This is a genomic window from Thiocapsa marina 5811, from assembly GCF_000223985.1.
In the GTDB taxonomy this organism is placed as follows: Bacteria; Pseudomonadota; Gammaproteobacteria; order Chromatiales; family Chromatiaceae; genus Thiocapsa; species Thiocapsa marina.
This window is the reverse complement of record NZ_AFWV01000001.1, coordinates 87,444-113,166: the sequence shown is the minus strand read 5'-3', so window position 1 is coordinate 113,166 and position 25,723 is coordinate 87,444. Positions and strand designations below refer to the sequence as shown.

18 protein-coding genes are annotated in these 25,723 nt (G+C 63.2%); 10 read left to right on the top strand and 8 right to left on the bottom strand.

Going from position 1 to position 25,723, the window contains the following annotated elements:
• Nucleotides 1–131 precede the first annotated feature (131 nt).
• Nucleotides 132–1,922 carry a nickel-dependent hydrogenase large subunit gene (locus tag THIMADRAFT_RS00520; protein WP_007190983.1) on the bottom strand — a complete coding sequence of 597 codons (1,791 nt, stop codon included), beginning with the start codon at nt 1,920–1,922 and terminating at the stop codon, nt 132–134.
• Complete coding sequence (locus tag THIMADRAFT_RS00515; protein WP_007190982.1) at nt 1,919–3,001, bottom strand: hydrogenase small subunit; 1,083 nt, start codon at nt 2,999–3,001, stop codon at nt 1,919–1,921. Before THIMADRAFT_RS00515 ends, THIMADRAFT_RS00520 begins: the two co-directional genes overlap by 4 nt.
• A gap of 417 nt (nt 3,002–3,418) precedes the next feature.
• Between THIMADRAFT_RS00515 and THIMADRAFT_RS00510 the strand changes: the two genes are divergently transcribed.
• A complete protein-coding gene (locus THIMADRAFT_RS00510; RefSeq protein ID WP_040729185.1) occupies nt 3,419–3,961 on the top strand; it encodes a DUF1415 domain-containing protein in 543 nt (180 codons plus the stop codon).
• A 222-nt stretch (nt 3,962–4,183) separates the two neighbouring features.
• Nucleotides 4,184–5,002, top strand: coding sequence for an arsenite methyltransferase (locus THIMADRAFT_RS00505; RefSeq protein WP_007190980.1), 819 nt, complete (start codon nt 4,184–4,186; stop codon nt 5,000–5,002).
• 167 nt (nt 5,003–5,169) lie between these two features.
• On the opposite strand, the gene THIMADRAFT_RS00500 is transcribed toward THIMADRAFT_RS00505, so the two are convergent.
• Genes THIMADRAFT_RS00500 through THIMADRAFT_RS00485 form a run of 4 tightly spaced genes read right to left on the bottom strand, consistent with a single transcriptional unit; the run spans nt 5,170 to nt 9,441 of the window.
• Nucleotides 5,170–5,652: a coiled-coil domain-containing protein gene (locus tag THIMADRAFT_RS00500; RefSeq protein ID WP_007190979.1), complete on the bottom strand. Its 483-nt coding sequence runs from the start codon at nt 5,650–5,652 to the stop codon at nt 5,170–5,172.
• Nucleotides 5,653–5,687: 35 nt separating this feature from the next.
• Nucleotides 5,688–7,880 carry a cytochrome c3 family protein gene (locus THIMADRAFT_RS00495; RefSeq protein WP_007190978.1) on the bottom strand — a complete coding sequence of 731 codons (2,193 nt, stop codon included), beginning with the start codon at nt 7,878–7,880 and terminating at the stop codon, nt 5,688–5,690.
• Entirely contained in the window at nt 7,877–8,536 is a 660-nt protein-coding gene (locus tag THIMADRAFT_RS00490) for a cytochrome b/b6 domain-containing protein (RefSeq protein ID WP_007190977.1), read from the bottom strand. The genes THIMADRAFT_RS00495 and THIMADRAFT_RS00490 overlap by 4 nt, the downstream gene beginning before the upstream one ends.
• Nucleotides 8,536–9,441: a cytochrome c3 family protein gene (locus tag THIMADRAFT_RS00485; RefSeq protein ID WP_233490106.1), complete on the bottom strand. Its 906-nt coding sequence runs from the start codon at nt 9,439–9,441 to the stop codon at nt 8,536–8,538. Before THIMADRAFT_RS00485 ends, THIMADRAFT_RS00490 begins: the two co-directional genes overlap by 1 nt.
• A gap of 637 nt (nt 9,442–10,078) precedes the next feature.
• On the opposite strand from THIMADRAFT_RS00485, the gene THIMADRAFT_RS24275 reads away from it, so the two are divergent.
• From THIMADRAFT_RS24275 to THIMADRAFT_RS00470, 3 genes are all read left to right on the top strand, one after another.
• Entirely contained in the window at nt 10,079–13,672 is a 3,594-nt protein-coding gene (locus THIMADRAFT_RS24275; RefSeq protein ID WP_007190975.1) for an EAL domain-containing protein, read from the top strand.
• A gap of 120 nt (nt 13,673–13,792) precedes the next feature.
• Nucleotides 13,793–15,655 carry a phosphoenolpyruvate carboxykinase (GTP) gene (locus tag THIMADRAFT_RS00475; protein WP_007190974.1) on the top strand — a complete coding sequence of 621 codons (1,863 nt, stop codon included), beginning with the start codon at nt 13,793–13,795 and terminating at the stop codon, nt 15,653–15,655.
• 4 nt (nt 15,656–15,659) lie between these two features.
• Nucleotides 15,660–16,415 carry a hypothetical protein gene (locus THIMADRAFT_RS00470; RefSeq protein ID WP_007190973.1) on the top strand — a complete coding sequence of 252 codons (756 nt, stop codon included), beginning with the start codon at nt 15,660–15,662 and terminating at the stop codon, nt 16,413–16,415.
• Between the two features lie 171 nt (nt 16,416–16,586).
• On the opposite strand, the gene ppsA is transcribed toward THIMADRAFT_RS00470, so the two are convergent.
• Entirely contained in the window at nt 16,587–18,965 is a 2,379-nt protein-coding gene (ppsA, locus tag THIMADRAFT_RS00465) for a phosphoenolpyruvate synthase (RefSeq protein WP_007190972.1), read from the bottom strand.
• Nucleotides 18,966–19,467: 502 nt separating this feature from the next.
• The gene (gene nadB, locus THIMADRAFT_RS00460; protein WP_040729285.1) at nt 19,468–21,096 is read right to left on the bottom strand and encodes an L-aspartate oxidase; all 1,629 of its coding nucleotides are present in this window, start codon (nt 21,094–21,096) and stop codon (nt 19,468–19,470) included.
• Between the two features lie 293 nt (nt 21,097–21,389).
• On the opposite strand from nadB, the gene rpoE reads away from it, so the two are divergent.
• The 5 genes from rpoE to THIMADRAFT_RS00435 all read left to right on the top strand — a co-directional run bounded on the left by rpoE (nt 21,390) and on the right by THIMADRAFT_RS00435 (nt 25,712).
• Nucleotides 21,390–21,968: an RNA polymerase sigma factor RpoE gene (gene rpoE / locus THIMADRAFT_RS00455; RefSeq protein WP_007190970.1), complete on the top strand. Its 579-nt coding sequence runs from the start codon at nt 21,390–21,392 to the stop codon at nt 21,966–21,968.
• Between the two features lie 105 nt (nt 21,969–22,073).
• Nucleotides 22,074–22,676, top strand: coding sequence for a sigma-E factor negative regulatory protein (locus THIMADRAFT_RS28165; RefSeq protein WP_083829158.1), 603 nt, complete (start codon nt 22,074–22,076; stop codon nt 22,674–22,676).
• Nucleotides 22,660–23,634, top strand: a complete 975-nt coding sequence (locus THIMADRAFT_RS00445; RefSeq protein ID WP_139052643.1) for a MucB/RseB C-terminal domain-containing protein — start codon at nt 22,660–22,662, stop codon at nt 23,632–23,634. Before THIMADRAFT_RS28165 ends, THIMADRAFT_RS00445 begins: the two co-directional genes overlap by 17 nt.
• Nucleotides 23,631–24,113 carry a SoxR reducing system RseC family protein gene (locus tag THIMADRAFT_RS00440; protein ID WP_007190967.1) on the top strand — a complete coding sequence of 161 codons (483 nt, stop codon included), beginning with the start codon at nt 23,631–23,633 and terminating at the stop codon, nt 24,111–24,113. The genes THIMADRAFT_RS00445 and THIMADRAFT_RS00440 overlap by 4 nt, the downstream gene beginning before the upstream one ends.
• 180 nt (nt 24,114–24,293) lie before the next feature.
• Nucleotides 24,294–25,712 carry a DegQ family serine endoprotease gene (locus THIMADRAFT_RS00435; RefSeq protein WP_007190966.1) on the top strand — a complete coding sequence of 473 codons (1,419 nt, stop codon included), beginning with the start codon at nt 24,294–24,296 and terminating at the stop codon, nt 25,710–25,712.
• Nucleotides 25,713–25,723: the final 11 nt, after the last annotated feature.

Here is a 25,723-nt window from a genome sequence, read left to right as displayed (position 1 = left end):
CGCGGAGCGGATGTCACGAGTTCTTTGGGTATTTCACGTCGAACGAATCACCTGAAACGCGTCCGCCAAGTTCGCATGCGGCGTCGAGGCCAAGCTCACCCCGACCCCATCAAACGTCCTCGAGACACGTTTCAGCGAACCTTGACGCGGGTCAGCTCCTCCCCGTCCGGCCCCATGATGTGCGTCGCACAGGCCAAACAAGGATCGAAGCTGTGCAGCGTGCGCAGGATCTCCAAGGGCTCGTCCGCCTTGGCCAGCGGGGTGTTGAGCAGCGACGCCTCGAAGGCCCCGATGTTCCCCGCCGGATCGCGCGGCGAGCCGTTCCAGGTGGTCGGGACGACCGCCTGGTAGTTGTCGATCTTGCCGTCCTTGATCACGATCCAGTGTCCAAGCGCCCCGCGCGGGGCCTCGGTCGTTCCGACACCGCGTGCCTCCTTCGGCCAGGTCTTGGGGTCCCAGTTGTCGACGTTGGCCGTTGCGGTGTCGCCGGCCTTGATGTTGGCGACCAGCTTGTCCTGGAAATAACGCATCTTGTGGGCCGCCCAGGAGGCCTCCAGCCCGCGTGCGGCGGTGCGTCCCAGGGTCGAGAAGATCGCCTCGAGCGGCAGTCCGAGATCGGTCAGCAGCTTGTCGACCGGCTCCTTGAACTCCGGGTTGCCCTGGGCGTAGCCGATGACATAGCGCGCCAGCGGACCGACCTCCATCGCATGTCCGCGCCAGCGCGGGGCCTTGATCCATGAATACTTGGCCTGCTCGTCGAGCGCCTCGATCCGGGTGCGCGTGCCGACGGCGTTGGGCCCCAACACGAAGTTGGGGTCTGTCACCCCGTCCCAGGGATGCAGGCCGCGGGTCTCGTCCTTGTAGCTGAACCAGGAGTGGTCGACGAATTCCTGGATCTCCTCGGGGTTGCGCAGATCGATCTCGTGGATCTCGTTGAGGTTGCCGTTGATGATCGCGCCGCGCGGCAGGAGCAGGTTCTCCGAGGACAGGTCGTTGGCATGATCCGGGATGTCGCCGTAGGACATCACCGCCTGACTGCTCAGCCCGCCGCCGTAGGTCCAGTCCTTATAGAAGGAGGCGATCGCGATCAGGTCCGGGATGTAGACCTTGTCGATGAATTCGATCGTCTGGTCGATGATGCTGCTGACCAGATTAAGCCGTTCCATGTTGATCGCGCCGACCGCGCCCGTGCCGTCGACATTGATGGCACAGGGCATCCCGCCGACCAGCCAGTTCGGATGGGGGTTCTTGCCGCCGTAGACGGTGTGGATCTTCACGATCTCCTTCTGGAAGTCGAGCGCCTCCAGATAGTGGGTGACCGCCATCAGGTTGGCCTCGGGCGGCAGCTTGTAGGCCGGACTGCCCCAGTAGCCGTTCATGAAGGGCCCGAGCTGACCCGACTCCACGAAACGCTTGAGCCGATTCTGAACGTCGCGGAAATAGCCCGGCGAGGACTTGGGCCAGTCGCTGATGCTCTGCGCCAGCGCGCTGGTCGCCTTCGGATCGGCACCGAGGGCCGAGACCACGTCCACCCAATCCAGCGCATGCAGATGATAGAAATGCACCAGGTGGTCGTGCGCCTGGAGCGTGAGCTGCATGATGTTGCGGATGGAGTTGGCGTTCTCCGGGATCGCGATCCCGAGTGCATCCTCGACCGCGCGCACCGAGGTCAGGGCATGGGTCCCGGTGCAGACGCCGCAAATCCTCTCCGTGAAGGCCCAGGCGTCGCGCGGATCGCGGCCGCGCAGGATGACCTCGAGTCCGCGCCACATGGTCCCGGTGCTGACCGCGTTGCGGATCACGTTGTTCTCGTCGAGATTCACCTCGCAACGCAGGTGCCCCTCGATGCGGGTGACCGGGTCGACGACGAGGCGTCGTCCGGCGGTATCGAGCTCGAAGCCGTTGGCCGTGACGACGCTCATGCTTGGTCATCTCCCTTCTTGTCTTGGGCGTGTTTGTAGACGCTGACGGCCGCATGGGCGGCGATGGCCGCACCCACGCCGGTCGCGACGGCGATGCCGGTGCGATCCGCGTTGGCTTCGATGCCGAAGGCGTGGGTGTCGGTGACGTGCTGATAGAAGCTGCCCTTGTCCCAGAAGCCGTCCTCCGAGCAGCCGATACAGCCGTGTCCGGACTGGATCGGGAAGGACACCCCGCCGTTCCAGCGGATGGTCGAGCAGGCGTTGTAGGTGGTTGGGCCCTTGCAGCCGACCTTGTAGAGACAGTAGCCGCGGCGCGCGCCCTCGTCGTCCCAGGACTCGACGAACTGGCCGGCGTCGAAGTGCGGCCGGCGGTAGCACTTGTCGTGGATGCGCTGTCCGTAGAACATCAGCGGGCGACCCTGGCGGTCGAGCTCCGGCAGCCGGTCGAAGGTGAGGATATAGGTCAGGACCCCGGTCATGACCTCGGCGATCGGCGGACAGCCCGGCACCTTGATTACGGGTTTGTCGCGAATCACCTCATGCACCGGCGTGGCACGTGTCGGATTGGGCCGGGCCGCCTGAACACAGCCCCAGGAGGCGCAGGAGCCCCAAGAGATGACGGCCTTGCAGCTGTCGGCCATCTCCAGGAGCTGCTCGACGAAGGGACGACCGCCGATGATGCAGCTCATACCGTCTTGATTGAGTGGCGGATTACCCTCGACCGCGAGGATGTAGTTCCCGGCGTGCTTGTGGCGCACCTCCTCCAGGATCGCCTCGGCCTGATGTCCGGCCGCCGCCATGATGAGATCGTCGTAATCCAGCGAGATCATCGAGAGGATCACGTCCGAGACCAACGGGTGTGCGGATCGGATGAAGGACTCCGAGCAGCAGGTGCATTCGAGCCCATGCAGCCAGACGACCGGGATCCGCGGCTTGGTCTCCATCGCGTGCGCGATCTTTCCGGCGAAGGTCGGCGCGAGCCCGAGCGCGGTGGCTGTCAGGCTGCAGAACTTGAGGAAGCTGCGGCGCGTGATCCCCTGGCGCCGCATGACCTCGTAATAGGTTTCGGTGGTTGGCATCTGGTTGTCGTCCCCGCTGTACGTCGGCGCCTGGATGGTGCCGGACGGTCGAGGAGGTGAAAAGCAAAAGAGATGCCATTCTGAATTTATTTTTAAGAACAGTAGCGTACGATGTCTATGCGAGTTATCCTCGGTCTAGAGCGCAAACGCGGCTGACAAGTTTGACCACCTAATGAAAAGATACTTTGCAATCGAGCATGCGCAGCAGCAGTGCGAGGTGAGGCCATCGGACGGCTCCCGGCCGAGGAACCTTGACTCCTCTCCTGGAGGTTTCCACGCTCTTCGGATTTGACGTCCAGCGGGACGTGCAATGCCGCGGAAAACCCACGTGCGATCGGTATATACTGCACCCCTGATTCGGGGCTCCGGAACCGTCCCGAATTCACCTTTCCAATCGCCGGAACCGGGCTGAAACTGATGGTTGCATCCGACGACGTTGTCGCGCGGACCAAGAAATGGATCTCCGAGGTTGTGATGGGATGTCGCATGTGTCCCTTTGCGGCAAAAGAGTTCAATCGCGGCGCAATACACTATCGAGTCTTAATCGACTCCGACATGGAAGCCTGCCTCGAGGCCTTTCTCGAAGAGTGCCTTCGCCTCGATGAAGACCCGTCGATCGAGACAACGCTGTTGATCCTCCCCGGTGCTCTTCCGGATTTCGACGATTACCTGGAATTGGTCGCAATGGCGGAAGATCTTCTCGAAGCGAAAGGCTATGAAGGTCAGTATCAGGTTGCCGGATTCCATCCCGATTATCGGTTCGCCGATGCGCCCGAGGATGATCCTGCAAACTATACGAACAGATCGCTCTATCCGATGTTGCACCTGCTCCGCGAAGAGAGCATTGAACATGTGCTTGACCGATACCCTGATGCGGATGCTATCCCTGAAAGAAACATCGCATTCGCCCGCGAGAAGGGGCTTGACTATATGAAGGCGTTGAGGGATGCCTGTTTTTAAACCGCGCCCGGCGCGGTATGCGATGTTTTTGGATGGGATCGGTTTTGGCAGACGTAACGAGCGTTGGAGTCGGCGCGGTTTAAGAGATTAAAGACTATTAAATTTAAATCGCGTCTCACCGAGATCGAGGGCATCTCCAAAGCCAAATGCAAAATGAAAATGACGCATCGCGCTCTGGACGTGGTTTAGTTCGTTCTCGGCATGACCCGACGGGAGAACAGAATGAAAAATAACGAGCAAGACAACCTTCGCCAAGCGGTGCGCGATCGCTACGGTGCGACGGCACGAGCGGTGGCGGGAGGCGAGGGGGCCGATTGCTGCGCCCCGTCCTCTGCGGGCGGTTGTTGCGCGCCCGTGCCGATCCAATCGACCCTGCTCGGGTACAGCGAGGCCGAGACCGCCGCCGTACCCGAGGGTGCGAATCTCGGCTTGGGTTGCGGCAATCCCCAAGCGATCGCCGCGCTGAAGCCGGGTGAGACGGTATTGGATCTGGGCAGCGGCGCCGGGTTCGATTCTTTTCTCGCCTCCCGGCAAGTGGGCGAGACCGGTCGCGTCATCGGCGTCGACATGACACCGGAGATGCTGACCAAGGCGCGCAGCAACGCGGATGCGCACGCCGAGGCGGTCGGTTATCGGAACGTGGAATTTCGACTCGGCGAGATCGAGAACCTGCCGCTGGCGGATGGCTCGGTCGACGTCATCATCTCAAACTGCGTCATCAACCTGTCTCCGGACAAAGCCCGTGTCTTCGCGGAGGCATTTCGGGTGCTCAAGCCGGGCGGGCGACTGGCCATCTCGGACATCGTCGCGACTGCCGAGCTGCCGGAGGATCTCCGGTCGGACCTGTCGCTCTACACCGGGTGCATGGCGGGGGCGGCCCGGATCGATGTACTCGAGCAGATGCTGAAGGGTGCGGGATTCGATCAGGTGCGCGTGTCGCCGAAGGACGAGAGCCGGGACTTTATTCAGGACTGGGCCCCGGGAACGCCGGTCACGGATTATCTGGTCTCGGCGAGCATCGAGGCGAACAAGCCGGGCTAAACCGCGCCCGGAGCGGCATGCGTCGTTCTGATTGTGCGTTTGGCTTCGGAGATATCCTCGATCCCGGTGAGACGCGGTTTAGAATTTAATATTTTTTAATACTTTAAGCCGCGCCGGGCACGGTGCAACTGCGATCGGCGCGAGCGCGGCGAGCTTGCGCGGTCTCTTCAAAGGAGCTTGACCAAGGCCGCGAGCGCGGCGACTTGGCCCAGCATCAGCGGGACGATCCACTTCAGCAGATCGACCTTGGTGCGCTCGATCGCGGCATGGAGGTTGGCAATATCCTTCTGGACCTCGCTCCGTAGCTCGGCGATGTCCTTTTGGACCTCGCCCCGTAGCTTGGCGATCTCCTTGTGCATGTCCGCACGCAGCTCGGCGATCTCTTTGTGCATGTCCGCACGAAGCTCGGCGATCTCTTTGTGCATGTCCGCACGAAGCTCAGCGATGTCTTTCTTGAGCTCGCTTCTGACCTGCTCGATTTCCTTTTGGAGCCGCAGCTCGGATTCGCGGACATCCGACCGAAGTGCCACATCGCCGCCTCGCGGCCACTGTTGCTCCAAGGCATCGATGGTGTCGACGATGAGCCGAAAGCGCGTCGTATCGTCCGGCGCTTCGGTCAGGCTTTCATAGAGTCTCAGTGCGAGTCCCATGCGGTGATTCCGATATCGAGGTCCCGGGAGGCGAGCTAGCCGCCATCCGTCGCGGAAAAGCTTGCCGCGGGGCGGAGATTCTCGACGATGTCGAGGTTCTCGAGCTCCGCGGCACGCTCCGGCGAATAGCCCAAGGCACGATAATTCAGGATGCCGTTCGGCGAATGGCATTCGACGCAATCGCGGCCCACGGGTTGAATGCCGTGATTGATCATGAGCGAGCCCATCTGTCGCATCCATTTAGGCTCGACGTTCTCGAGCTTGCCGTCGACCAGCGGGTAATGGGTCTTCCATCCGCCGCTGACACCGAAATAGGCCATGAACTCGTCCATCATATAGAGCTTGAACGGCTCTTGATACATGCGCTGGACGATGGGATCTTGGATTGCCTGCTTCACGGACGCGGTCGTGTCTCCCGTCTCGTAGTAGGTCGCGTAATCGAACGGCAGAATCATGGCGCCGAACGGACCTTGATTTCCCATGTCTTCGTACATCATGGCGTTGAAGAGCTTGAAGGGATAGATGCGGCTTTCTCCGTCGTTCATATGCGCACGCAGGTTTTCATCCAGCATTCGGCGCCGCTTATCCAATTGCTCGGGCGTGAGCTGGGACAGCGGGTCGGTTGCGGCTTCGACATAGGCGTCCACGTCGATGTCGGGATAGGTCTTCTTCAGCTCGATCGCCTTCTCGCGCACGGCGGCGACGATCTCGGGATCATCGATCCGGGCCAGTTGCGCCATGAGCGGGTCGTACTCGGTCGAGCCGTTCGGATTGTTGCCCAGGGCGTTCGCAAGGAAGGTTCCGTTGCCGTTGAACCAGAGGAAGGTGAAGCCCTTGTTGACCTCGCCGGAGCGATAGATGTCGGTGGGCGTGAAGATGCCTTCCTCCGCATCCCACGTCGGGTGAACCCAGTCGCGAAGCACGACATTGTTCTCCTGAAGCTCCCTGATATGACAGGTCTCGCAGGCGATCCGATCCAGATGCCCGTTGAGCAACGCCTTGTGCTCGGAGCGGTTGTGCGGTGCGGCGGTGTGACAGGTGGTGCAGGAGACCTCGACATTCGGCAGATCGTTGGCGACGAGATCGACACCCATCCGGCCGCGCGGGATCTTGTGGCCTTCCGGAACATGGCAATCGGTGCATTGCAGACCGGCCGCGGCATGCACGTCGTCCTGCGGGCTGAACGGGTTGCCGCGTTTGGCGCCCGTATGAAGCAGGCGCTGGTTCTTATCGCCGAGTGCCTGTGCAGCCTCGTTGTGCAGATAGGCATCCCCGCCCATGTTGTGCTGATGACAGTTCAGACAGTTCTTGGTCGTCGAGCGCCCCACGGTGAGCGCGGCGCGCATCGTCCGGTCCTGATTCCAGCGCAATCCGACATCATCGCGGATCACATACCGTTGGTTCATGTCGTATTCGGTGGAATGACAGATCAAACAATCGATACCCTCTTTGGCAACATCGGGCACGTCGCCGATCGGCATCATCTTCTCGGTCGCCGGCTGATAGTTCCCGCCGATATGGCATTGGCCGCAGCCTTCGCTGCGTAATTCAACCTCGCCATGCGTCGCTTCGGGTCGACTCTCCACCAACGCCGCCCAGCCGGTCCAGGAGAAGCTGCCGGGGATCCCGCAGGCGCGGTTGATCTTGCCGACCGGGATCGGGCGACTGCCCTCTGCGTTCACCTGGCGCCCGTCGTAGCCGTAGGTCGAGAAGCCGCCGCCGCCGTCGCTTTGGAACTTGAAATGGACCGAGTTGACGATGTCGTCGAGTGTGTCGACCTCGGAGGTGCGCCCGTCGTGATGCCGGACCTTGATGGTGGCGTGACACTGCAGGCAGGTCTTGGGTCCTTCGTATTGCAGGATATTCGCATCACGAAAGTACTTGATATGCGTCGGCTCGTGCTCACGCATGAAGGACTGCGTGTTCATGAGCATCTCGACCTTGACCCGGCGGGCGAAGGCGCCGTCGTTTTGTCCGACGATCGCCTCGGCGGCCGCGCGGCGCGAGCTCAGCGAGAGCTCGGTCGCCATCGCTTCGAGCTCGGCCTCGCTGATCGGCTGACTATTGGCATAGGTCAAAGGCGCGTTTGATTTGCCCACATAGGCGTCGAAAGCGATCGGATACACCACCTTGTAGAGTACGAACAGGACAAGTAGTCCGACTGCAACCGTGATGAGGAGCCGACGTGCGTTCTTGGGTGTCAACAGGGTCTTGGCGAATGCGTTCATGGCGTCTCACGCGGGGCCGAAGCCGGGGTCTCTGGGCGGGGCGGGTCGTTTTCGCGATGCCAACCGGTGATCATGGCGCGGAGATTCGAGAAAACCGTCTCGCCGGTCGTGATGATATACATGTGCACCAAGAGAAAGAGTGCCAGAAGATAGCTGACGACGACATGGGTCATGGCAACGACCCAAACGCTGCCGAGACCGAACAGGGTCTCCGGCAGATAGACCGAATAGAGGAAGGCCCAGCCGCTGATGATGAGGATCGGCATCAGCCCGTACATGACGCCGAGATAGCTGAGCTGCTGAAGTGTGTTGAACTTCATGGCCTCGGTGACGTGGAATGGATGCGGCTCGAGCCGAAAGATTCCGATCATGTAGTAGCGCGTTTGGGCGATCAAATCCCCGATAAGCGTGCGAAACCGGACACGATAGTGGCGCGCATTCGCGCTCCTGGCATTCGCGACGACGAATCCGATCCAAGCGACGGTCAAAAGAATCCCGGCGGTATTGTGCACGACTCGCGCAGCGGCGAAGGGCATCAGCCAATCGGCTCCGGCGTAATGCATGCTGACCCCGGAGGCGACCAAGGTCAGGAACAAGAGCGCATTGATCCAATGCCAAAGCCGCAGCCAAGCCGGATAGAGATACAGCGATGTCATCATGCCCTCCTGTTCGCCCGACGGGCGAGATAGCGACCGACACCGTGCGCCGCCAGCAGCAGGACCACCAGGCCCATGATGATCAGGCTGAGTCGGTCGAGCGCCGGGCTCTTGCTCAATCCGACCACATAGGCCTCGTTGAAGACGGCCTTGGCGAGCAAGCCGCGGCGGGCAATATCGTCCTCCGATCGGAATTGATAGAGCCGCGCGAGGAGCTGCGGGTCGGAGGAGTGACAGCTCACGCAGTTCTTCTCGCTTTGCTCGGCGGGCAGAATGTCGTGATTCGCAAAGACGGCGGCAGGCGTGTGACAGTCGACACAACGCACCGATGCCCAGTGGGCGTCTCGGTTCGGCAGCCAGTCATGGCTCGTGTTCAATGGCGCGACGAGCTTCTCATGGCAAGACAGGCAGACCTCGTTGTGGTTCCGCACGATCTGGGCGATGGGCTCTCCCACCGCGGCCGGGCGGAAGCGATGCGGGTCGTGACAGGAGTGACAACTGAAGCCCGCGGCCTCCGGCGAGTCCGAGACCGCATGGACGCTGCGCTTGAACTCGGCATCGATGTCGACCCACCCTCGGCTCAGGTTCTGGTCTTCGTCTTCGTGGCACCCGATACAGTCCAGATCGCCGGGAGCAGGCCGGTCCGGATGCGGATAGCGACGATAGCTGCGGCGATGGCAGTCGATGCAGGCCAGCTCGCCGTGGACCGAGTGCGCGAGTGCTTCGCGATCGAGGGAGAGACCGACGATGTCGCTGTTCTCGGGGTTTCGATAGGCAAGGGTCGACATTGCATGACAGCGCAGACAGGCGTGCCGATCCGCAGCGGCTTCGGCGAGCTGGAGGTCGATCGCTTCGTCGGTGGTTTTTGGAGGCGCTACCTCGATCCCGTCGGCAGTTGCGCTCAAGGCCAACAGTCCGAGGCAAACGCCAAGCAGCAGTCGGGCCCGCGGGCTTGCCGGCCGGGCGCTCCGTTGTGGGTTTTCATCGTCTGGTCGGGCTTGGTCGATACCTTGGATCGCCCGACTGCGTGATGCTTTCATTTCACGTCCTGGTTGAGGCGTTCGGCTTGGATTCATCGCCGGCGCGCAAGACCGAAACCGCGTAGCCTGATCAATCGATGGCTTGGCCCGGGATGCAATCGTGACTGTCGTCTCGGTGCGCCGGTAGCCATCGAGCGCGCTCGCCATGGATTCAGGATCTTCCGATACAAATATCCGTTGAATTCGAAGTTTGAATCACCCGCTCGTCGCGGCCGAGCATGCGTTGAAGTGCCGTCAGCGATGTCGGGCTAAAATGCGAGATCTCATGACGGGGCAAGAGAAGCGGCTAACCCGGATCTTACGCGCACCGGAAATCCGATTCCAGAACTGCGGGCCGGCGTTCGGCCAAGTGCGGTGCCGACGGCGGCTTGATGTGAAATAACGCCTCGTAGTTTCGCGGAGCCGATCTCGTTTTCCCACCGCGACTCGTTTAGACTCCAGTGCCAGGTCGCCTGCTGGATCAAGGGCATCTTTTCGTCGAAAGCGCAAGGAGCTCAACGCGATGCCCAAGGTTCCCTACACCAGCGACAACCCTCCTGCCCGCGATTCCAATGTCGGCGGTGTCGAGCCGACTTCATCTGCGCGACCGTGCTTCGATGGTCCGCTGCCGTGCGACGCGCTCGACGCTGGACTTGCGGAGGCTGATTTCGATCCGGCCAAGCTGATCGAAGAGCTTCGGGTTTACCAGGCCGAGCTGGAAGTGCAGAACGCGGAGCTGCGTGAGTCTCAAGCGATCGCCGAAGTGGCTGTCGGTCGGTCGAGGGCATTTTTCGCGGGATTGCCGCTGGCCGCGCTGGTCATCGAGCGTTCCGGCATGATCCTCGAGGCGAGTGCCGAAGCCATGCGGCTGTTTCTCTTGGACGGTATTCGCGGTCGGCCCCGGTTTCTCGCAAGTCTCCTGGACAAGCGTTCCACCGCCCAGCTCGGGGAGGCGTTGGCGGCGGCCTCGTCGAATGGTTCCAGTGTCCAACACGAGGTGGTCTTTCGCACCTCGGACAACACGCCCTTCAAGGGCGAGCTCCACGTTGCTCGGTTGCCGACGCGTGATGCCGAGGCCATGGAGCTGGTTTGTGCAATCGTGGATCTCACGGAGCCCTTGGCTCAAGCGGAGGCGATCAAATCCGCGCATCGGGCCTTGGCGGAGAGCGAGCATCGCTATCGCATCCTTGCGGACTACTCGTTGGATTGGGATTATTGGGTGGGCTCCGACGGACACTATCGCTATGTTTCCCCGGCTTGTCGCACGCTGACCGGCTATCCGCCCGAGGCATTCCTTGCCGACCCTGACCTTTTCCGGCGTTTGCTCCATCCGGACGACCGCATGGCATGGGATCGTCACCACGTCGATACCTATTCTCCGGCCAACGGATCCCACACGAAAATGCGGTTGCGGCTGATCGAGCAGTCGGGACAGACACGCTGGGTCGAGCACCAATGCCAAGCAGTCTACGACGACGGCACCTATTCGGGTCGCCGCGGTGTCAATCGGGATATCACGGCGCGCCACGCAGCGGAGCGGAGCGCAGAGCGGATGTCGCGTTTGTACGACACCCTGAGCCATTCCAACCGCGCCATGGTTCGCATCCATGATCCCGCCGCATTCTCGATGCAGATCGCCCGGATCGCCGTCGAGCATGGTGGATTGGTGGCCTGCGCCATCTATGGTTTCGAGGTTGACGCAGATTATCTTTCGCTGCTGGGCAGCCACGGTACGGACCCCGGATGTCTTGCGGGGGTTTCGCTTGCGGAGGACGGTCCGGAGGGATTGCTTCACGGACTGGTGGCGGCGATGCATGGCAAGCCCGCCCGATGCGCGGACTGTCGGCTTGGTGACAAGACTCCGTGCGCAGGCGGCGAGTCGTCCAGTCAGGACATCGGCAGCTGCGTAGCCTTTCCGTTGCGAGAGCAAGAAAGGATTGTCGGCGTTATCGTCTTCTATGCGGGCGATGCGGACTTCTTCGATCCGCAGGTGAACGGGCTCTTGGAAGAGATGGCGATGGACGTGTCCTACACTCTGGAGCACGTCGCGAGCGAAGCCGCCCTCGCCGAGAGCGAACGCCACTATCGCTTGTTGGCGGACCATGCGACCGACATGATTTCGGTGCACGATGTCGAGTCACGTTACCTCTATGTATCACCGGCGTGTCGGACGCTGCTTGGCTTCGATGCGGAGGCGCTATTAGGCAAAAGCGCCTACGACTTCATCCATCCGGAGGACCATGCCCTGCTCGCCGCGCAACAGCGAGCCGGGCTTGAGGCGGGTGTTTCGGCGCCGCTGCCGACGCTTCGGTATCGGCTTCGTCGGGCGGACGAAACCCATATCTGGGTCGAGACGACCTCTCGACAGTGCCGTGCCGAGGCGGGTGGTGAGCTGACATTGGTCGCCACGACCCGCGACATAACGGAGCGACGCGAGGCCGAGGAGCGACTGAGGCAGGCAGCTCGCGCTTTCGAAAGTGCAGCCGAAGGCGTCACAGTGACGGACGCACGGGGCAACATCGTCTCGGTGAATCTTGCCTTCACCGAGATCACCGGCTACAGCGAGGCCGAGGTTCTCGGGCAAAATCCGAGGATTCTTCAATCCGGGCGCCACGGCCGGGCCTTTTACGAAGGGATGTGGGCCAGTATCGGGACGACGGGTCGGTGGTGCGGCGAGCTCTGGAATAAGCGCAAGAACGGGGAGATTTATCCCGAGTGGATGACGATCGCGAGCGTCTACGATGACGTGGGAACCTTGACGAACTACGTCGCGGTGTTCGCCGACATCTCGGCTCTCCGGGAATCGGAGTCGCAGCTTGTCTTTTTGACTCATCACGATGCACTCACGGGTCTGCCGAACCGCGTACTCTTGCGAGACCGTCTGGAGCATGCGATCGCGCACGCTGCGCGGGCGCGGTCCCCGTTGGCTGTTCTGCTGGTCGATTTGGACCGCTTCAAGACAATCAACGAGACCTTGGGGCACCCTGCGGGCGATAGCCTTCTACAGCAGGTCGCCCGGCGTTTAGCCTCTCGAATTCGCGGCGGCGATACCCTGGCGCGCCTCGGCGGGGACGAATTCGTTGTCTTGTTGGAAGATGGCGTCAGCGAGCGTCGTGCCGGTGTTTTCGCCGCAAACCTGCTGAGCGTTTTTGCAGAACCGCTCACTCTGGACGACCGCAAACTCTACGTCACCGTGAGCATCGGTATCAGCCTGTTTTCTTCAAACGGCGAAACCGCCGACGACCTCCTGCGGCACGCCGACACGGCCATGTACACGGCCAAGGAGATGGGCCGAAACACCTACCAGTATTACGAGCCCGACCTGACCGCGAGTGCGTTCGATCGCCTGCGTCTCGAGAACGACCTTCGTGCGGCGGTGCGCCGAGGCGAGCTGTTGGTCCACTACCAGCCCCAAATTCAGCTTTCGACCGGTCGACTCGCCGGTGTCGAGGCGCTGGTTCGTTGGCAGCATCCCGAGCAGGGACTGCTGGCTCCCGGGTGTTTCATCTCGGTTGCGGAGGAGATGGGCATCATCGACGAGATCGGCGTCTGGGTTCTGCGTGCCGCGTGCGTTCAGATGATGGATTGGGACGCATCCGGCCTGTCGGTTCCGCGGGTGGCCGTCAACCTCTCTGCGCAGCAACTGGGTCGTGACTCGCTGGTGGGCCAGGTGAGCGACATCCTGGAAGAGACCGGACTGGCGCCGGCCAGGCTCGAGCTGGAGCTGACCGAGTCCATGATCATGCAAAGGGCCGACCGGGCGATCGACGCATTGCGCGGACTCCGTGCTCTGGGCATCGCGATCGCCGTCGACGATTTCGGGACCGGCTATTCCTCCTTGGGTTATATCCGGCAATTGCCTCTGAATCGTCTGAAGATCGACGCGTCTTTCGTTCAAGACCTGGATGCCGCCGAGGACGGCGGCATGATTGCTCGTGCGATTATCGGGCTCGGAAAGAGTCTAGGCCTGGAGGTGATCGCCGAAGGCGTCGAGCGCGAGGCGCAGAATGCGTTTTTGCGCCGGGAGGGATGTGACATCGGGCAGGGTTATCTCTACGGCCGACCGATGCCGGCTGCGGACCTATGCGCATCCTGGGGCAGTTCTCCGGCTGGATAGATCGGCAGGGCGGCTTTGTCGGGGCTTGGCGCCGAAGTTCTGCTTGGAGGCTGGAAGCCGGTCGCTCTTTCTAGCATGATCGGCAGCATCCAGTCTTGTTTCGACAGTAAGGAGTCCGGCATGACCACCAGGCACGACGGGGAGACCCGTACTCAAAACCGTCATCTCCTGGATTGGGTGACGCAGTTGGCCGAGCTCTGCCAACCCGATCGCGTCTATTGGTGCGACGGTTCTCAAGAGGAGTACGACCGACTCTGCACCGAGATGGTCGATGCCGGTACCTTCGTCCGGCTCAATCCCGAGACGCATCCAAACAGCTTCCTGGCCCGCTCACACCCGAGCGATGTCGCGCGGGTCGAGGACCGCACTTTCATCTGCTCGCTGCGCGAGGAAGATGCGGGGCCCACCAACAACTGGCTCGAGCCTCGTAAGGCGAAGGCGCTGCTCAAGGGGCTGTTCAAGGACTGCATGCGCGGGCGCACGCTCTATGTGATCCCCTTCAGCATGGGTCCGATCGGCTCGCCGATCGCGCATATCGGTGTGCAGGTCACGGATTCGCCCTATGTGGTGGTGAATCAGCGGATCATGACCCGGATGGGCCAGCGGGTGCTCGACGCACTGGGCGATCACGGGGACTTCGTCCCCTGCGTGCACTCGGTCGGCGCACCCCTGCAACCCGGCGAGCAGGATGTGCCCTGGCCCTGCGCGAACAGCATCGAGGATAAATACATCGCCCACTTCCCGGAGACCCGCGAGATCTGGTCTTTCGGCAGCGGCTACGGCGGCAATGCCCTGCTCGGGAAGAAGTGCTTCGCACTGCGCATCGCCTCGGTCATGGCGCGTGACGAAGGTTGGCTGGCCGAGCATATGCTCGTGATGGGCGTGGAGTCGCCCGAGCACGAGAAGCGCTATGTCGCCGCCGCCTTCCCGAGCGCCTGCGGCAAGACCAACTTTGCCATGCTCATTCCGCCCAAAGGCTTCGAGGGCTGGAAGATCACCACGGTCGGCGACGACATTGCTTGGATCAAGCCCAATCCCGCCGACGGGCGCTTTTACGCGATCAACCCCGAGTACGGCCTGTTCGGGGTGGCGCCGGGGACGAACGAGGACTCCAACCCCAACGCCATGGCGGCACTGCGCGCGAATGCCATCTTCACCAACTGCGCGCTGGCCGACGATGGTTCCGTCTGGTGGGAGGGCATGACCAAGGAGCCGCCCGATCACCTGATCGATTGGAAGGGCGAGGACTGGACGCCGGGTTGCGGTCGGCACGCGGCCCATCCGAATGCACGCTTCACCGCGCCTGCCTCGGCATGCCCCTCGATCGATCCGGAATGGGAGAACCCCAAGGGCGTGCCCATCAGCGCCTTCCTGTTCGGCGGCCGGGTCAGTCGGCATTTCCCGCTGGCGTTTCAGAGCTACAACTGGGAGCACGGGGTCTATCTGGCCGCGACCATGGGGTCGGAGGCCACCGCGGCGGCGATCGGGCAGGCGGCCGTGCGGCGCGATCCCATGGCGATGCTGCCCTTCTGCGGCTACAACATGGCGGACTATTGGCGGCATTGGCTGCGGATCGGGCGGCGCTGTGTCTCCACCCCGCCGCGGATCTTCCGCGTCAATTGGTTCCGTAAGGACGATCACGGGCGCTTCATCTGGCCGGGCTTCGGCGAGAACATGCGTGTGCTCGAATGGATCGTCAAACGCTGCAACGACAAGGGCTCGGCGGTCGAGAGTCCGATCGGCTGGATCCCGGACTACGAGGCTTTCAACTGGGACGGGCTGGATTTCGATCGCGAGCGCTTCTACTCGATCATGAACATCGATCGCGAATCGGCGCGACTGGAGACCCATGATCAGGAGGAGCTCTTCACGCGCTTCGGGGATCATATGCCGCGCGAGCTCGAGAGCGAGCGCGAGCTTCAGCTCGCCAGGCTCTTTCACTCCCCGGCGCTTTGGGATCTTTCCAGCACCAAGAGGTCCTGATCGGGTGCCGAGCCGATCCTTCGCGGCCGGTCCGTCGAGGCTGTTTGCGTCCCTGTCGCCCGTGCGGCTTAAGCGCTCGGGCAAGGACGCAAGTGCAGATCGAGCCGCCCGTGTCGTCGCGGCCTTACCGGCCTATCAGGTCGCACTCTGGCCCGACGGCTGGGAGCTCGGTGCGGGCGGCGAGGTGGCGGTGCGCGACACCCATGCCATGGCCGAGGCGCGGCGCTGGTATGTACTGGCCGATCGCGGGGCCGGCGCACCGTGCATGAATCGGACGATGCGCCTCTATGGCACTTTTGTTCCGCGCTCGGTCGTGGCGTTGGCAGGTCAACGGTTTGCGTCGGAGTCCGTGGCCTCGGTAGCCGTACAGCTTGTGGCGGGGGAGTGGATCGCGCAGCGGCGGGAGCAGCTGTTGGCTGCCCCGGAGGAGGCAATCCGCGCGAGGCGGCTCGGTTGGACCGGTTCCCGGCACGCCGCTGATCCGGGCAGCGATGCGATAGGCGCTTGCGTGACCGAGGTCCTCGCCGAGTGCCTGCAGGAAGGGCTCATCCCGGCCGCAGGCTACGACCTGAAGGTGCGTCCGGACGACGGTTTCGGGATTCGCGGTTATCGCTGCCTGATCACCGTGGATCTGGACAGCTCGGCACGCGCGCGATTTCGCGAGGTGATTCAGACGGCCTTGGTGCCTTGGAATCGCGCCGTGGTGCGCGACGGCCTGGCCCATCCGCTGATCAAGTTCGAGGTGCGGCCTCGCCGGTGACCGGCGTGCTCATCGTGCGGTGCGACAAACCGGTAGGGTGGACAAGCGCAGCGCAGTCCACCGAACTCTGCTCCGGCGCTGGTGGACTGCGCTGCGCTTGTCCACCCTACAGCGCTTGTCCACCCTACAGCGCTTGTCCACCCTACAGCGCTTGTCCGCCCTCCGAAAGCCTCAGAGTGTCTTTGCCTGCTCCGCCAGATAGATCCAGGTATCGATGACGGTATCCGGGTTGAGCGAGATGCTGGTGATCCCTTGCTTGAGCAGCCAGTCGGCGAAGTCCTTGTGATCCGACGGGCCCTGACCGCAGATGCCGACATACTTGCCTTGGGCGCGGCACGCGGCGATCGCCATCGACAGCATCTTCTTCACGGCCGGGTCGCGCTCGTCGAAGCTCTCGGCGACTAGGCTCGAGTCGCGATCCAGGCCCAAGGTGAGCTGGGTCATGTCGTTGGAGCCGATCGAGAAGCCGTCGAAATACTCCAGGAATTCCTCGGCCAACACGGCGTTGGAGGGCAGCTCGCACATCATGATGAGCCGCAGCCCGTTCTTGCCGCGCGCAAGTCCCTGCTCGGCGAGCGCCTCGACGACCGCCTTGGCCTGTTTGAGCGTCCGCACGAAGGGGATCATGATCTCGACGTTGGTCAGACCCATGTCGTCGCGCACGCGCTTGAGCGCCTCGCATTCGAGCTCGAAGCAGTCCTTGAAGTTCTCCGCCACGTAGCGCCCGGCACCCCGGAATCCGATCATAGGGTTTTCTTCTTCCGGCTCGTAGCGGGTCCCGCCGACCAGGTTGGCGTATTCGTTGGACTTGAAGTCCGACATGCGCACGATGACGGTGTTGGGCGCGAATGCCGCGGCCAGGGTCGAGATGCCTTCGGCGAGCTTGGCAATATAGAACTCGCGCGGGCTGGTATAGGCGGCGATCCGTGGTGCGATCTTGGCCTTGAGGTCCGCCGGGAGCTGGTCGAATTCGAGCAGCGCCTTGGGATGGATCCCGATCATGTTGTTGATGATGAATTCCAAACGTGCCAGACCGATACCGGCGTTCGGCGTCGCCGCGAAGGCGAAGGCGCGGTCCGGGTTGCCGACGTTCATCATGATCTTCACCGGGATCTCGGGCATGGCCGAGAGCTCGACGGTCTTGTAGTCGAACGCCAGCTTGCCGTCGTAGATGAGACCCGTGTCGCCCTCGGCGCAGCTGACGGTGACGAGCTGGCCGTCCTGCACCACATCGGTCGCGTTGTTGCAGCCGACCACGGCCGGCACGCCCAGCTCGCGGGCGATGATGGCGGCATGACAGGTGCGCCCGCCGCGGTTGGTGACGATGGCCGCCGCGCGCTTCATGACCGGCTCCCAGTCGGGGTCGGTCATGTCGGTGATGAGCACGTCGCCGGCTTCGACACGGTGCATGTCGGCGATACTCGAGACGATCTTGGCCGCGCCGGCGCCGATGCGGCTGCCGATACTGCGCCCGGTGGTCAGCACCGGCCCCTTCTCGCGCAGCACATAGCGCTCGATCACGTTGCCCGAGCGGCTCTGTACGGTCTCGGGACGCGCCTGCACCACATAGAGCTTGCCGTCGTTGCCGTCTTTCGCCCATTCGATGTCCATCGGGCGTCCGTAGTGCTGCTCGATCAGGACGGCCTGTCGTGCGAGCTGCTCGATCTCGGCATCCGTGATGCTGAACAACGGGCGCTCGGCCTCGGGGACGTCCTCGGTGCGCACCGGGCTCTTGGCGCCGGGAGCGGCGTCGTAGACCATGCGGATCGCCTTGTCGCCGACGCTGCGGCGCAGAATGGCGGGGCGTCCGGCGGCCAGCGTGGGCTTGTGGACATAGAACTCGTCCGGGTTGACCGCGCCCTGCACGACCATCTCGCCGAGCCCGTAGCTCGAGGTAATGAAGACGGCGTCGCGGAAGCCCGATTCGGTATCCAGCGTGAACATGACGCCGGAGGCGGCCAGATCGCTGCGCACCATGCGCTGGATGCCGGCCGAGAGGGCGACATTGCGATGCTCGAACCCCTGATGCACGCGATAGGAAATGGCCCGGTCGTTGAACAGGGAGGCGAAGACCTCCTTGATCCGGTGCTTGATGTTGTCCAGACCCTCGACGTTCAAGAAGGTCTCTTGCTGACCCGCGAAGGAGGCGTCGGGCAGATCCTCCGCGGTTGCCGAGGAGCGCACGGCCCAAGACACCGCGGCGGTCCCGGCATCGGCGGTCAGACGGGCGAAGGCGTCGTCGATCGCCGCCTCCAGTGCGGCCGGGAAGGGCTGCTCCATGACCCAGCCGCGGATGCGCGGACCGGCTTGGGAGAGGGCCGTGACATCGTCGACGTCCAATGCGTCGAGAACCGTTTGGATGCGCTCGTCAAGTCCGTCTTTGGCGAGAAACTCGCGGTAGGCATCCGCGGTCGTAGCGAACCCGCCCGGCACCTGAACACCCAAATCGGTGAGGTTCTGGATCATCTCGCCGAGCGACGCGTTCTTGCCGCCGACGACGGGGACGTCGTCCATTCCGAGCTCGCTCAGCCAGCGGACATAGTCGGTCATCTTGATCGTTCTCCAATTGCGGGTATGTCGGGCGGAACCGATCGGAACCGATCGGAGCCGATCGGAGGCGGACGGAACCGACGCGGTGCCGTTGTGCCGCAGGTATGCGACGCTCGGGTCGGGCGGCGCATCGGATCGGACCGCGCAAGGCTGCGCGCGCGAAGACCCGTCTGAGCGTTCCGACGTAACGCGGCAATATAACCTACTTCGAAAATGGTCGCCTTCGGTCTGAGTCAATGTTGAGGATTGATAGGGCGATGTCTGTCGGCGCCCCGGGACCCTGCCGACGATCGGGACGCCCGTGCCGGCATCGGGATGCCGACTTACGGGTCGGCGTGCAGGGTGCGGTGAGGTACGAACCGCACCGAGCGACGACCGGACCGGGCATCGGTGCGGTTCCTTCGTCACCACACCCTACATCCCGGCTCTATTTCACGGCCCCGGCAGGGTGCGTCGGGGTGATGCAGACGGTCTCATCGGCAGCCCGGCGGTGGCTTTGTGCTCAATCGCCGTGTCGCGGGCGGTAGCTGTCCGGGATCAGGATGGTCGGTGTACGTTGGGTCGCGTCCTTGTCCGGAAAATCCAGGGTGTAATGCAGCCCGCGGCTTTCGCGCCGGCGCAGTGCCGATTGGATGATCAGGTCGGCGACCTCGAGCAGGTTGCGCAGCTCGATCAGGTCGTTGCTGACCCGGAATCGGCTGTAATACTCGATGACCTCTTGTTGGAGCAGGTCGGCGCGGCGTTTGGCGCGGCGCAGGCGTTTGTTTGTGCGCACGATGCCGACGTAGTCCCACATGAAGCGACGCAGCTCGTCCCAGTTGTGTGTCACCACCACCTCTTCGTCCGGCTCGGTGACCCGGCTCTCGTCCCAGGGTTGCACCTCGGGCGGCTCCGGAATGTCGTTCATCAGGCGTGCGATGTCTTCGGCCGCCAGCTCGGAGTACACCAGGCACTCGAGAAGGGAGTTGCTCGCCATCCGGTTCGCGCCGTGCAGGCCCGTGTAGGCGGTCTCGCCGCTGGCATAGAGGCCGGGCAGGTCGGTGCGGGCGCGCTCGTCGACCATGACGCCGCCGCAGGTGTAATGTGCGGCCGGAACGACCGGAATGGGATCGGTGGTGATGTCGATTCCGAGCTCGAGGCAGCGCTGGTGAATGGTCGGAAAGTGCTCGATCACGAAGTCGGCCGGCCGGTGCGAGATGTCCAGATAGACGCAGGCGGTACCGAGCCGCTTCATCTCGTGGTCGATGGCGCGTGCCACGATGTCGCGCGGGGCGAGTTCGGCACGCGGATCGAACCGCGGCATGAAGCGCTCCCCGTCGGGCAGCAACAGACGCGCGCCTTCCCCGCGCAGTGCCTCGGTGATCAGAAAGGATCGCGCCTCGGGGTGGTAGAGGCAGGTCGGGTGAAACTGCATGAACTCCATGTTCGCCACGCGACACCCGGCTCGCCAGGCCATCGCGATGCCGTCGCCGGTCGAAACATCCGGATTACTGGTGTAGAGATAGACCTTGTTTGCGCCCCCGGTTGCCAAGACGACAAAACGTGCAAGGTGGACTTCGACCTGGCCCGTGCCCAAATCCAGGATGTAGGCGCCGAGACAGCGGTGGTTTGTCTTGCCGGGGCGATGCTTGGAGGTGATGAGGTCGACGGCGATGTGCTGCTCGAAGAGTGTCGTGTTCGGCTTGCCGCGCACCTGTGCCTCGAGCGTTGTCGCCACGGCACGGCCGGTCGCATCGGCGGCGTGGATGACCCTGCGATGGGTGTGGCCGCCTTCGCGCGTGAGGTGATAGCCGCCCGTCGATGCGCTGGCCTCGTCACGTGTAAACTCCACACCCTGATCGAGCAGCCAGCGGATGTTGTCCGGTCCGCGCTCCACGATGTGCCGGACCACGCGGCGGTCGCAGAGTCCGGCGCCGGCCTTGAGGGTGTCCTGCACGTGCGATTCGATCGAGTCGGTCGCATCCAGCACGGCCGAGATACCGCCTTGCGCATAGAGCGTGCTTCCTTCCCTGAGCTCGCGCTTGGAGATGACGGCGACCGAAAGGTCGTCGTGCAGGCGCAGTGCGAGGCTGAGTCCCGCGGCGCCGCTGCCGAGAATCAGGACGTCGTGGCGGTGAGGCGTAGCTTGCATGGTCGGAACCTTCACATTAGGGGATCGGACAGGCATGAGTGGACCGGAACAGGCGCCGAGGTCGGACGGATCGAGGTTCGGCGTCGTCATGATCCTCGATCTCGAAGGTGATCGGGTTGAGTTTGGGCGATTCGCGCGGTTCGCCGTAAACTCACCCATTTCATGGGCGGGATCAAGGTTTGTCGCTTTATTTGAGGGGCCTCGGCCGCACGTGAGGGTGCTCACGAACTTCCGAATCGGGGAATTGTCAATGCCAACGGAATCGCTGGTCAGCAGCGCCAAGGCTCGTGTCCATGTCTGAGCGCACCGCCGATCAGGAGCTAGTGGCGCGCGCCCAGAACGGAGACAAGCGCGCTTTCGACTTGCTGGTGTTGAAGTATCAGCAAAAGGTGGCAAACCTGATCTCCCGGTATGTCCGCGATCCGAGCGAGGTGATGGACGTCAGTCAGGATGCCTTCCTGAAGGCATACCGTGCACTTCCGGCGTTTCGCGGCGAGAGTGCCTTCTACACCTGGCTCTATCGTATCGCGGTGAACACGGTGAAGAACCACCTGGTGGCGCAGGGGCGTCGCCCCCCGGGGGACGACGTCGAGGCCGAAGTCGCCGAGCAGATGGACATGGGTGTTCGCCTGCGGGATTCCGGAACGCCCGAGCGGCTTGCGTTGACCGAGGAGATCGCACAGACCGTTCAACGCGCGCTCGACGACCTGCCCGACGATCTGCGCACGGCCATCGTGCTGCGCGAGTTGGAGGGCATGAGCTACGAAGAGATCGCGACCGCGATGGCTTGCCCGATCGGCACCGTGCGCTCACGTATCTTTCGTGCCCGCGATGCAATCGACAAGCGGTTGCGGCCACTCCTCGAACCATGACGGCTCGGCGGCGTCAAATCGGCAGCGAGCGGCTGCGTCGGGCGTTGTCCGGCGCGCCTGTCGGCACCTTCGCAGGAGACGTGAGGTCGAAATCCTCGGACGACGATGTCCATCCAGTCAATGAATTCTCAGCCAAGGCATGAAGCAATGAGCGACGAGCTACGACAACGCATTTCCGAGCTTCAGGACGGCGAGCTCGATCCCGCCGGCACCGCGCGACTAGTCGATGCCATCGCGGGCGATCCGGACTTACGAGGCACATGGGAGCGCTACCACGCGATCGGTTCGGCAATTCGCGGAGAGGCCGTTCATGCATCGCGTCGTCCTGTTGCGGACCTGGTTCGCGAGCGCGTCGCGCGCGAGCCGACGGTCTTGGCCCCGCGCCGCGGCGACCCGAAGCGGTCGACGAGCAGGAGACCGATCGCCGGCATGGCACTTGCCGCTGCAGCTGCCTTTCTCGCGGTTTTCGTTGTCCCTGGCCTGTTCGACGGCGTGAGCTCGCTCCCGAGCATTCCTGCGACGGCACCGACCTTCGCCGCGCAACAAGACGTCGTCGTGATCCCGGCGAAGCGCTGGGATTTGGAACACCCCGAGCTGATCAACAAACTCGATCTTTTCCTCGTTACCCACCAAGAGACTGCCCCGACAACCGGGGCCAAGGGCATGCTGCCTTATGCGACCTTTGTCGGTTATGAAGCGGGTCGTTGAGCCGAGGCTCCCGGCCCGGCTGGGCATATTCCTCGTGCTCTCGCTCGTGGTCCAGGCGAGCCTCGCGGATGACACGATCGAGCGTGCGAGCGATTTGCTCCGGCGGATGGCCGACGCGCTGAGGTCGCTCAATTACGAGGGGACCCTGGTGTACTCTCACGAGAACCGGCTTGAAGCCCTTCACTTGGTCCACCGCTACGAGGAAGGCCAGGTTCAAGAGCGGTTGCTCTCCCTGAACGGACCGGTGCGGGCAGTGACTCGCGAACCCGATCGGGTCATGTGCGTGCTGCCGGACGGGCATCCGATCTCGGTGAAGCGTCCATCCGGCGCAGGCGGGCTCCTGAACACCGACGGCATCTCGCCGGAGCAGCTCGGTGAGTTCTATCGCATCGAGATCCAAGGCATCGCGCGCGTTGCCGGCCGTGATACGGAGGTGGTCGGTATCATCCCGCGCGACGATTTGAGGTACGGGTATCGGTTCTACGTCGATCAGGAGACCTTCCTTCCGCTGAAGTCCGATCTCATCGACAGCAACGGCGCGTCGCTGGAGCAGTTGATGTTCACCGCCATCACGGTCGACACGGAGGCCCCGGCCGCCCCGGCGCAGGTCGAGGTCGAGGCAGACGCTCTGCGGCGCGCTCCCGTCGCCCGCGTCGAAGGACGCTGGCGCTTCGACGAGCCTCCGCCGGGCTTTCAATTGGTGAGCCAGGGCGTGATGGATCATCCGAGCGGTGCGGCCGTCGAGCATTTTCTCTTCACCGATCGGCTTTCGGCCTACTCGGTCTACATCGAGGACGACACCCGGGACGGTCTAAGCGGATCGACCCACATCGGTGCCGTACATGCCGCCGGGCGGCAGATCGACGGCTACCAGATCACCGCTGTCGGCGAGGTTCCGTCCGAGACCGTTCAGGCGGCGGTGCTCAGTGCTCGACGCGTCGAGAAAGCCCCGCGATGATCGAAGAAGCGGGTGTCGTCGTCTCGACCGAGGGCCGCTATGCCTTGGTTCGGGTCGAGCGCCGAACGGTCTGCGGCGGATGCGCGGCGCAGGGTGCCTGCGGAACATCCCTGATCGAGCGCTTTTTCGGGCGCAGCTCGACGCAGGTTCGAGCCTTGAATCAGGCGCAGGCATCGGTCGGCGAGCGCGTGATGCTCGGGATCTCGGAGCGGGGTCTCCTCTCGGCGTCGTTTGCAGTCTATTTCGTGCCCTTGGTCGGTCTGCTCGGTGGTGCGTTCGCGGGAGAGGCCCTGCTTGCCGGAACGGCCGAAAGCGCTTGGACTGACGCGGCGGCACTGCTCGGTGCGGCGTTCGGCTTCGCTCTGGCGTTGTTCTGGCTACGCGGCTACAGTGCGCGATCTCGGAACCGTTCCGAGCAGCATGCGGTCGTGTGTCGGATCGAGCGGAGCCCGCCGGTCCAGATCCTTCCCTGGCCCTGAACCGCAGCGTAACCGCGACGGCCGGCGACGCGTGCGCTCGGCGAACCAAACCGAAGGTGTAAAGCGGCCCGGCCCGGCAGCGGTGCTTGTTTCGGCACCGTCCAAATTCTCTCCCGTCACATCCGGCACCGCCGCGGTCGCGGCGGCCGTCCGATCGAATCCATCTATTCCGGAGCGTCCATGCGTCCCATACCAACCTTCTCCTTCGCCCTCGCGGCATTGGTCTGCGGCGCGCTCATGCCCGGTCTTGCGGCCAGCCGCATGCTTCCCGACTTCGTGGATCTGGTCGCCGAGAACGCGCCCTCGGTCGTGAACATCAGCACCAAGCAGGCGCCGGTGACGGTCGAGCAGTTGCCCGAGTTTTCCGTTCCCGACCTACCGGAAGACAGCCCCTTGCAGGATTTCTTCCGGCATTTCTTCGGTGAGGACGGCGAGCTCCCGAATGATTACCTTCCGTCTCGCTCGCTCGGATCGGGGTTCATCGTCTCGGCCGACGGATTCGTGTTGACCAACGCCCATGTCGTGGAGGGTGCGGAAGAGATCATCGTGCGCACCAGCGATCGGCGCGAATTCGTGGCCTCGCTGGTCGGAACGGACAAACGCAGCGACATCGCGCTGCTCAAGATCGAAGGGGAGGGGCTCCCGGCGGTGAAGATCGGCACGGCTCAGGAGCTCAAGGTCGGCGAATGGGTTTTGGCGATCGGCTCTCCTTTCGGGTTCGAGTCATCGGCCACGGCAGGCATCGTCAGCGCCAAGGGCCGCAGCCTTCCCACCGAAAACTACATCCCCTTCATCCAGACCGACGTGGCCATCAATCCGGGAAACTCGGGCGGGCCGCTGTTCAATCTCGACGGCGAGGTGGTCGGCGTCAACAGCCAGATCTACAGCCGCACGGGCGGCTTCATGGGGCTCTCGTTCTCGATCCCGATCGACGTCGTGATGGACGTGGTCGATCAGCTCCAGACCAAAGGCCGGGTCAGTCGCGGTTGGCTCGGCGTCTTGATTCAGGACGTCACGCGCGAGCTGGCCGAGAGCTTCGGCATGAAGCAGCCCCGCGGCGCACTGGTGGCCCAGATCCTTCCGGGGAGCCCTGCCGAGGGGGCGAAGGTCCTGCCGGGCGATATCATCGTCACCTACAACGGACGCGACATCCTGACCTCGAGCGCATTGCCTCCCATGGTGGGGATTACGCCGGTCGGCGATCGGGTGAAGCTGCAAGTGCTCAGAGGCGGCGAGCTGGTCGATCTCGAGGTCGAGATCGGCGAGCTGCCCGAGGAGGATCAACTCGCCGCGCGGTCGAGCGAGCCGGAGAAGGCGTCTGCGAATCGGATCGGCCTCTTCGTGAGCGAGCTCACGCCCGAGCAACGCGAGCAGCTCTCGGTCACGGGCGGCGGCGTGCTGGTGGACGACGTCGAGCGCGGGCCCGCGGAACAGGCGGGGCTGAGCTCGGGCGACGTGATCCTGATGCTCGATAACCAGACCGTGCAGGATTTGGCCGGCTTCAACAGGATCCTCGATGCGATCCCGTCCGGTCGGTCGGTAGCGGTTCTCGTGCAACGTGGAGACGGACGCATGTTCCACGCGATACGGGTCCCTTGAGGGTCTCCGAG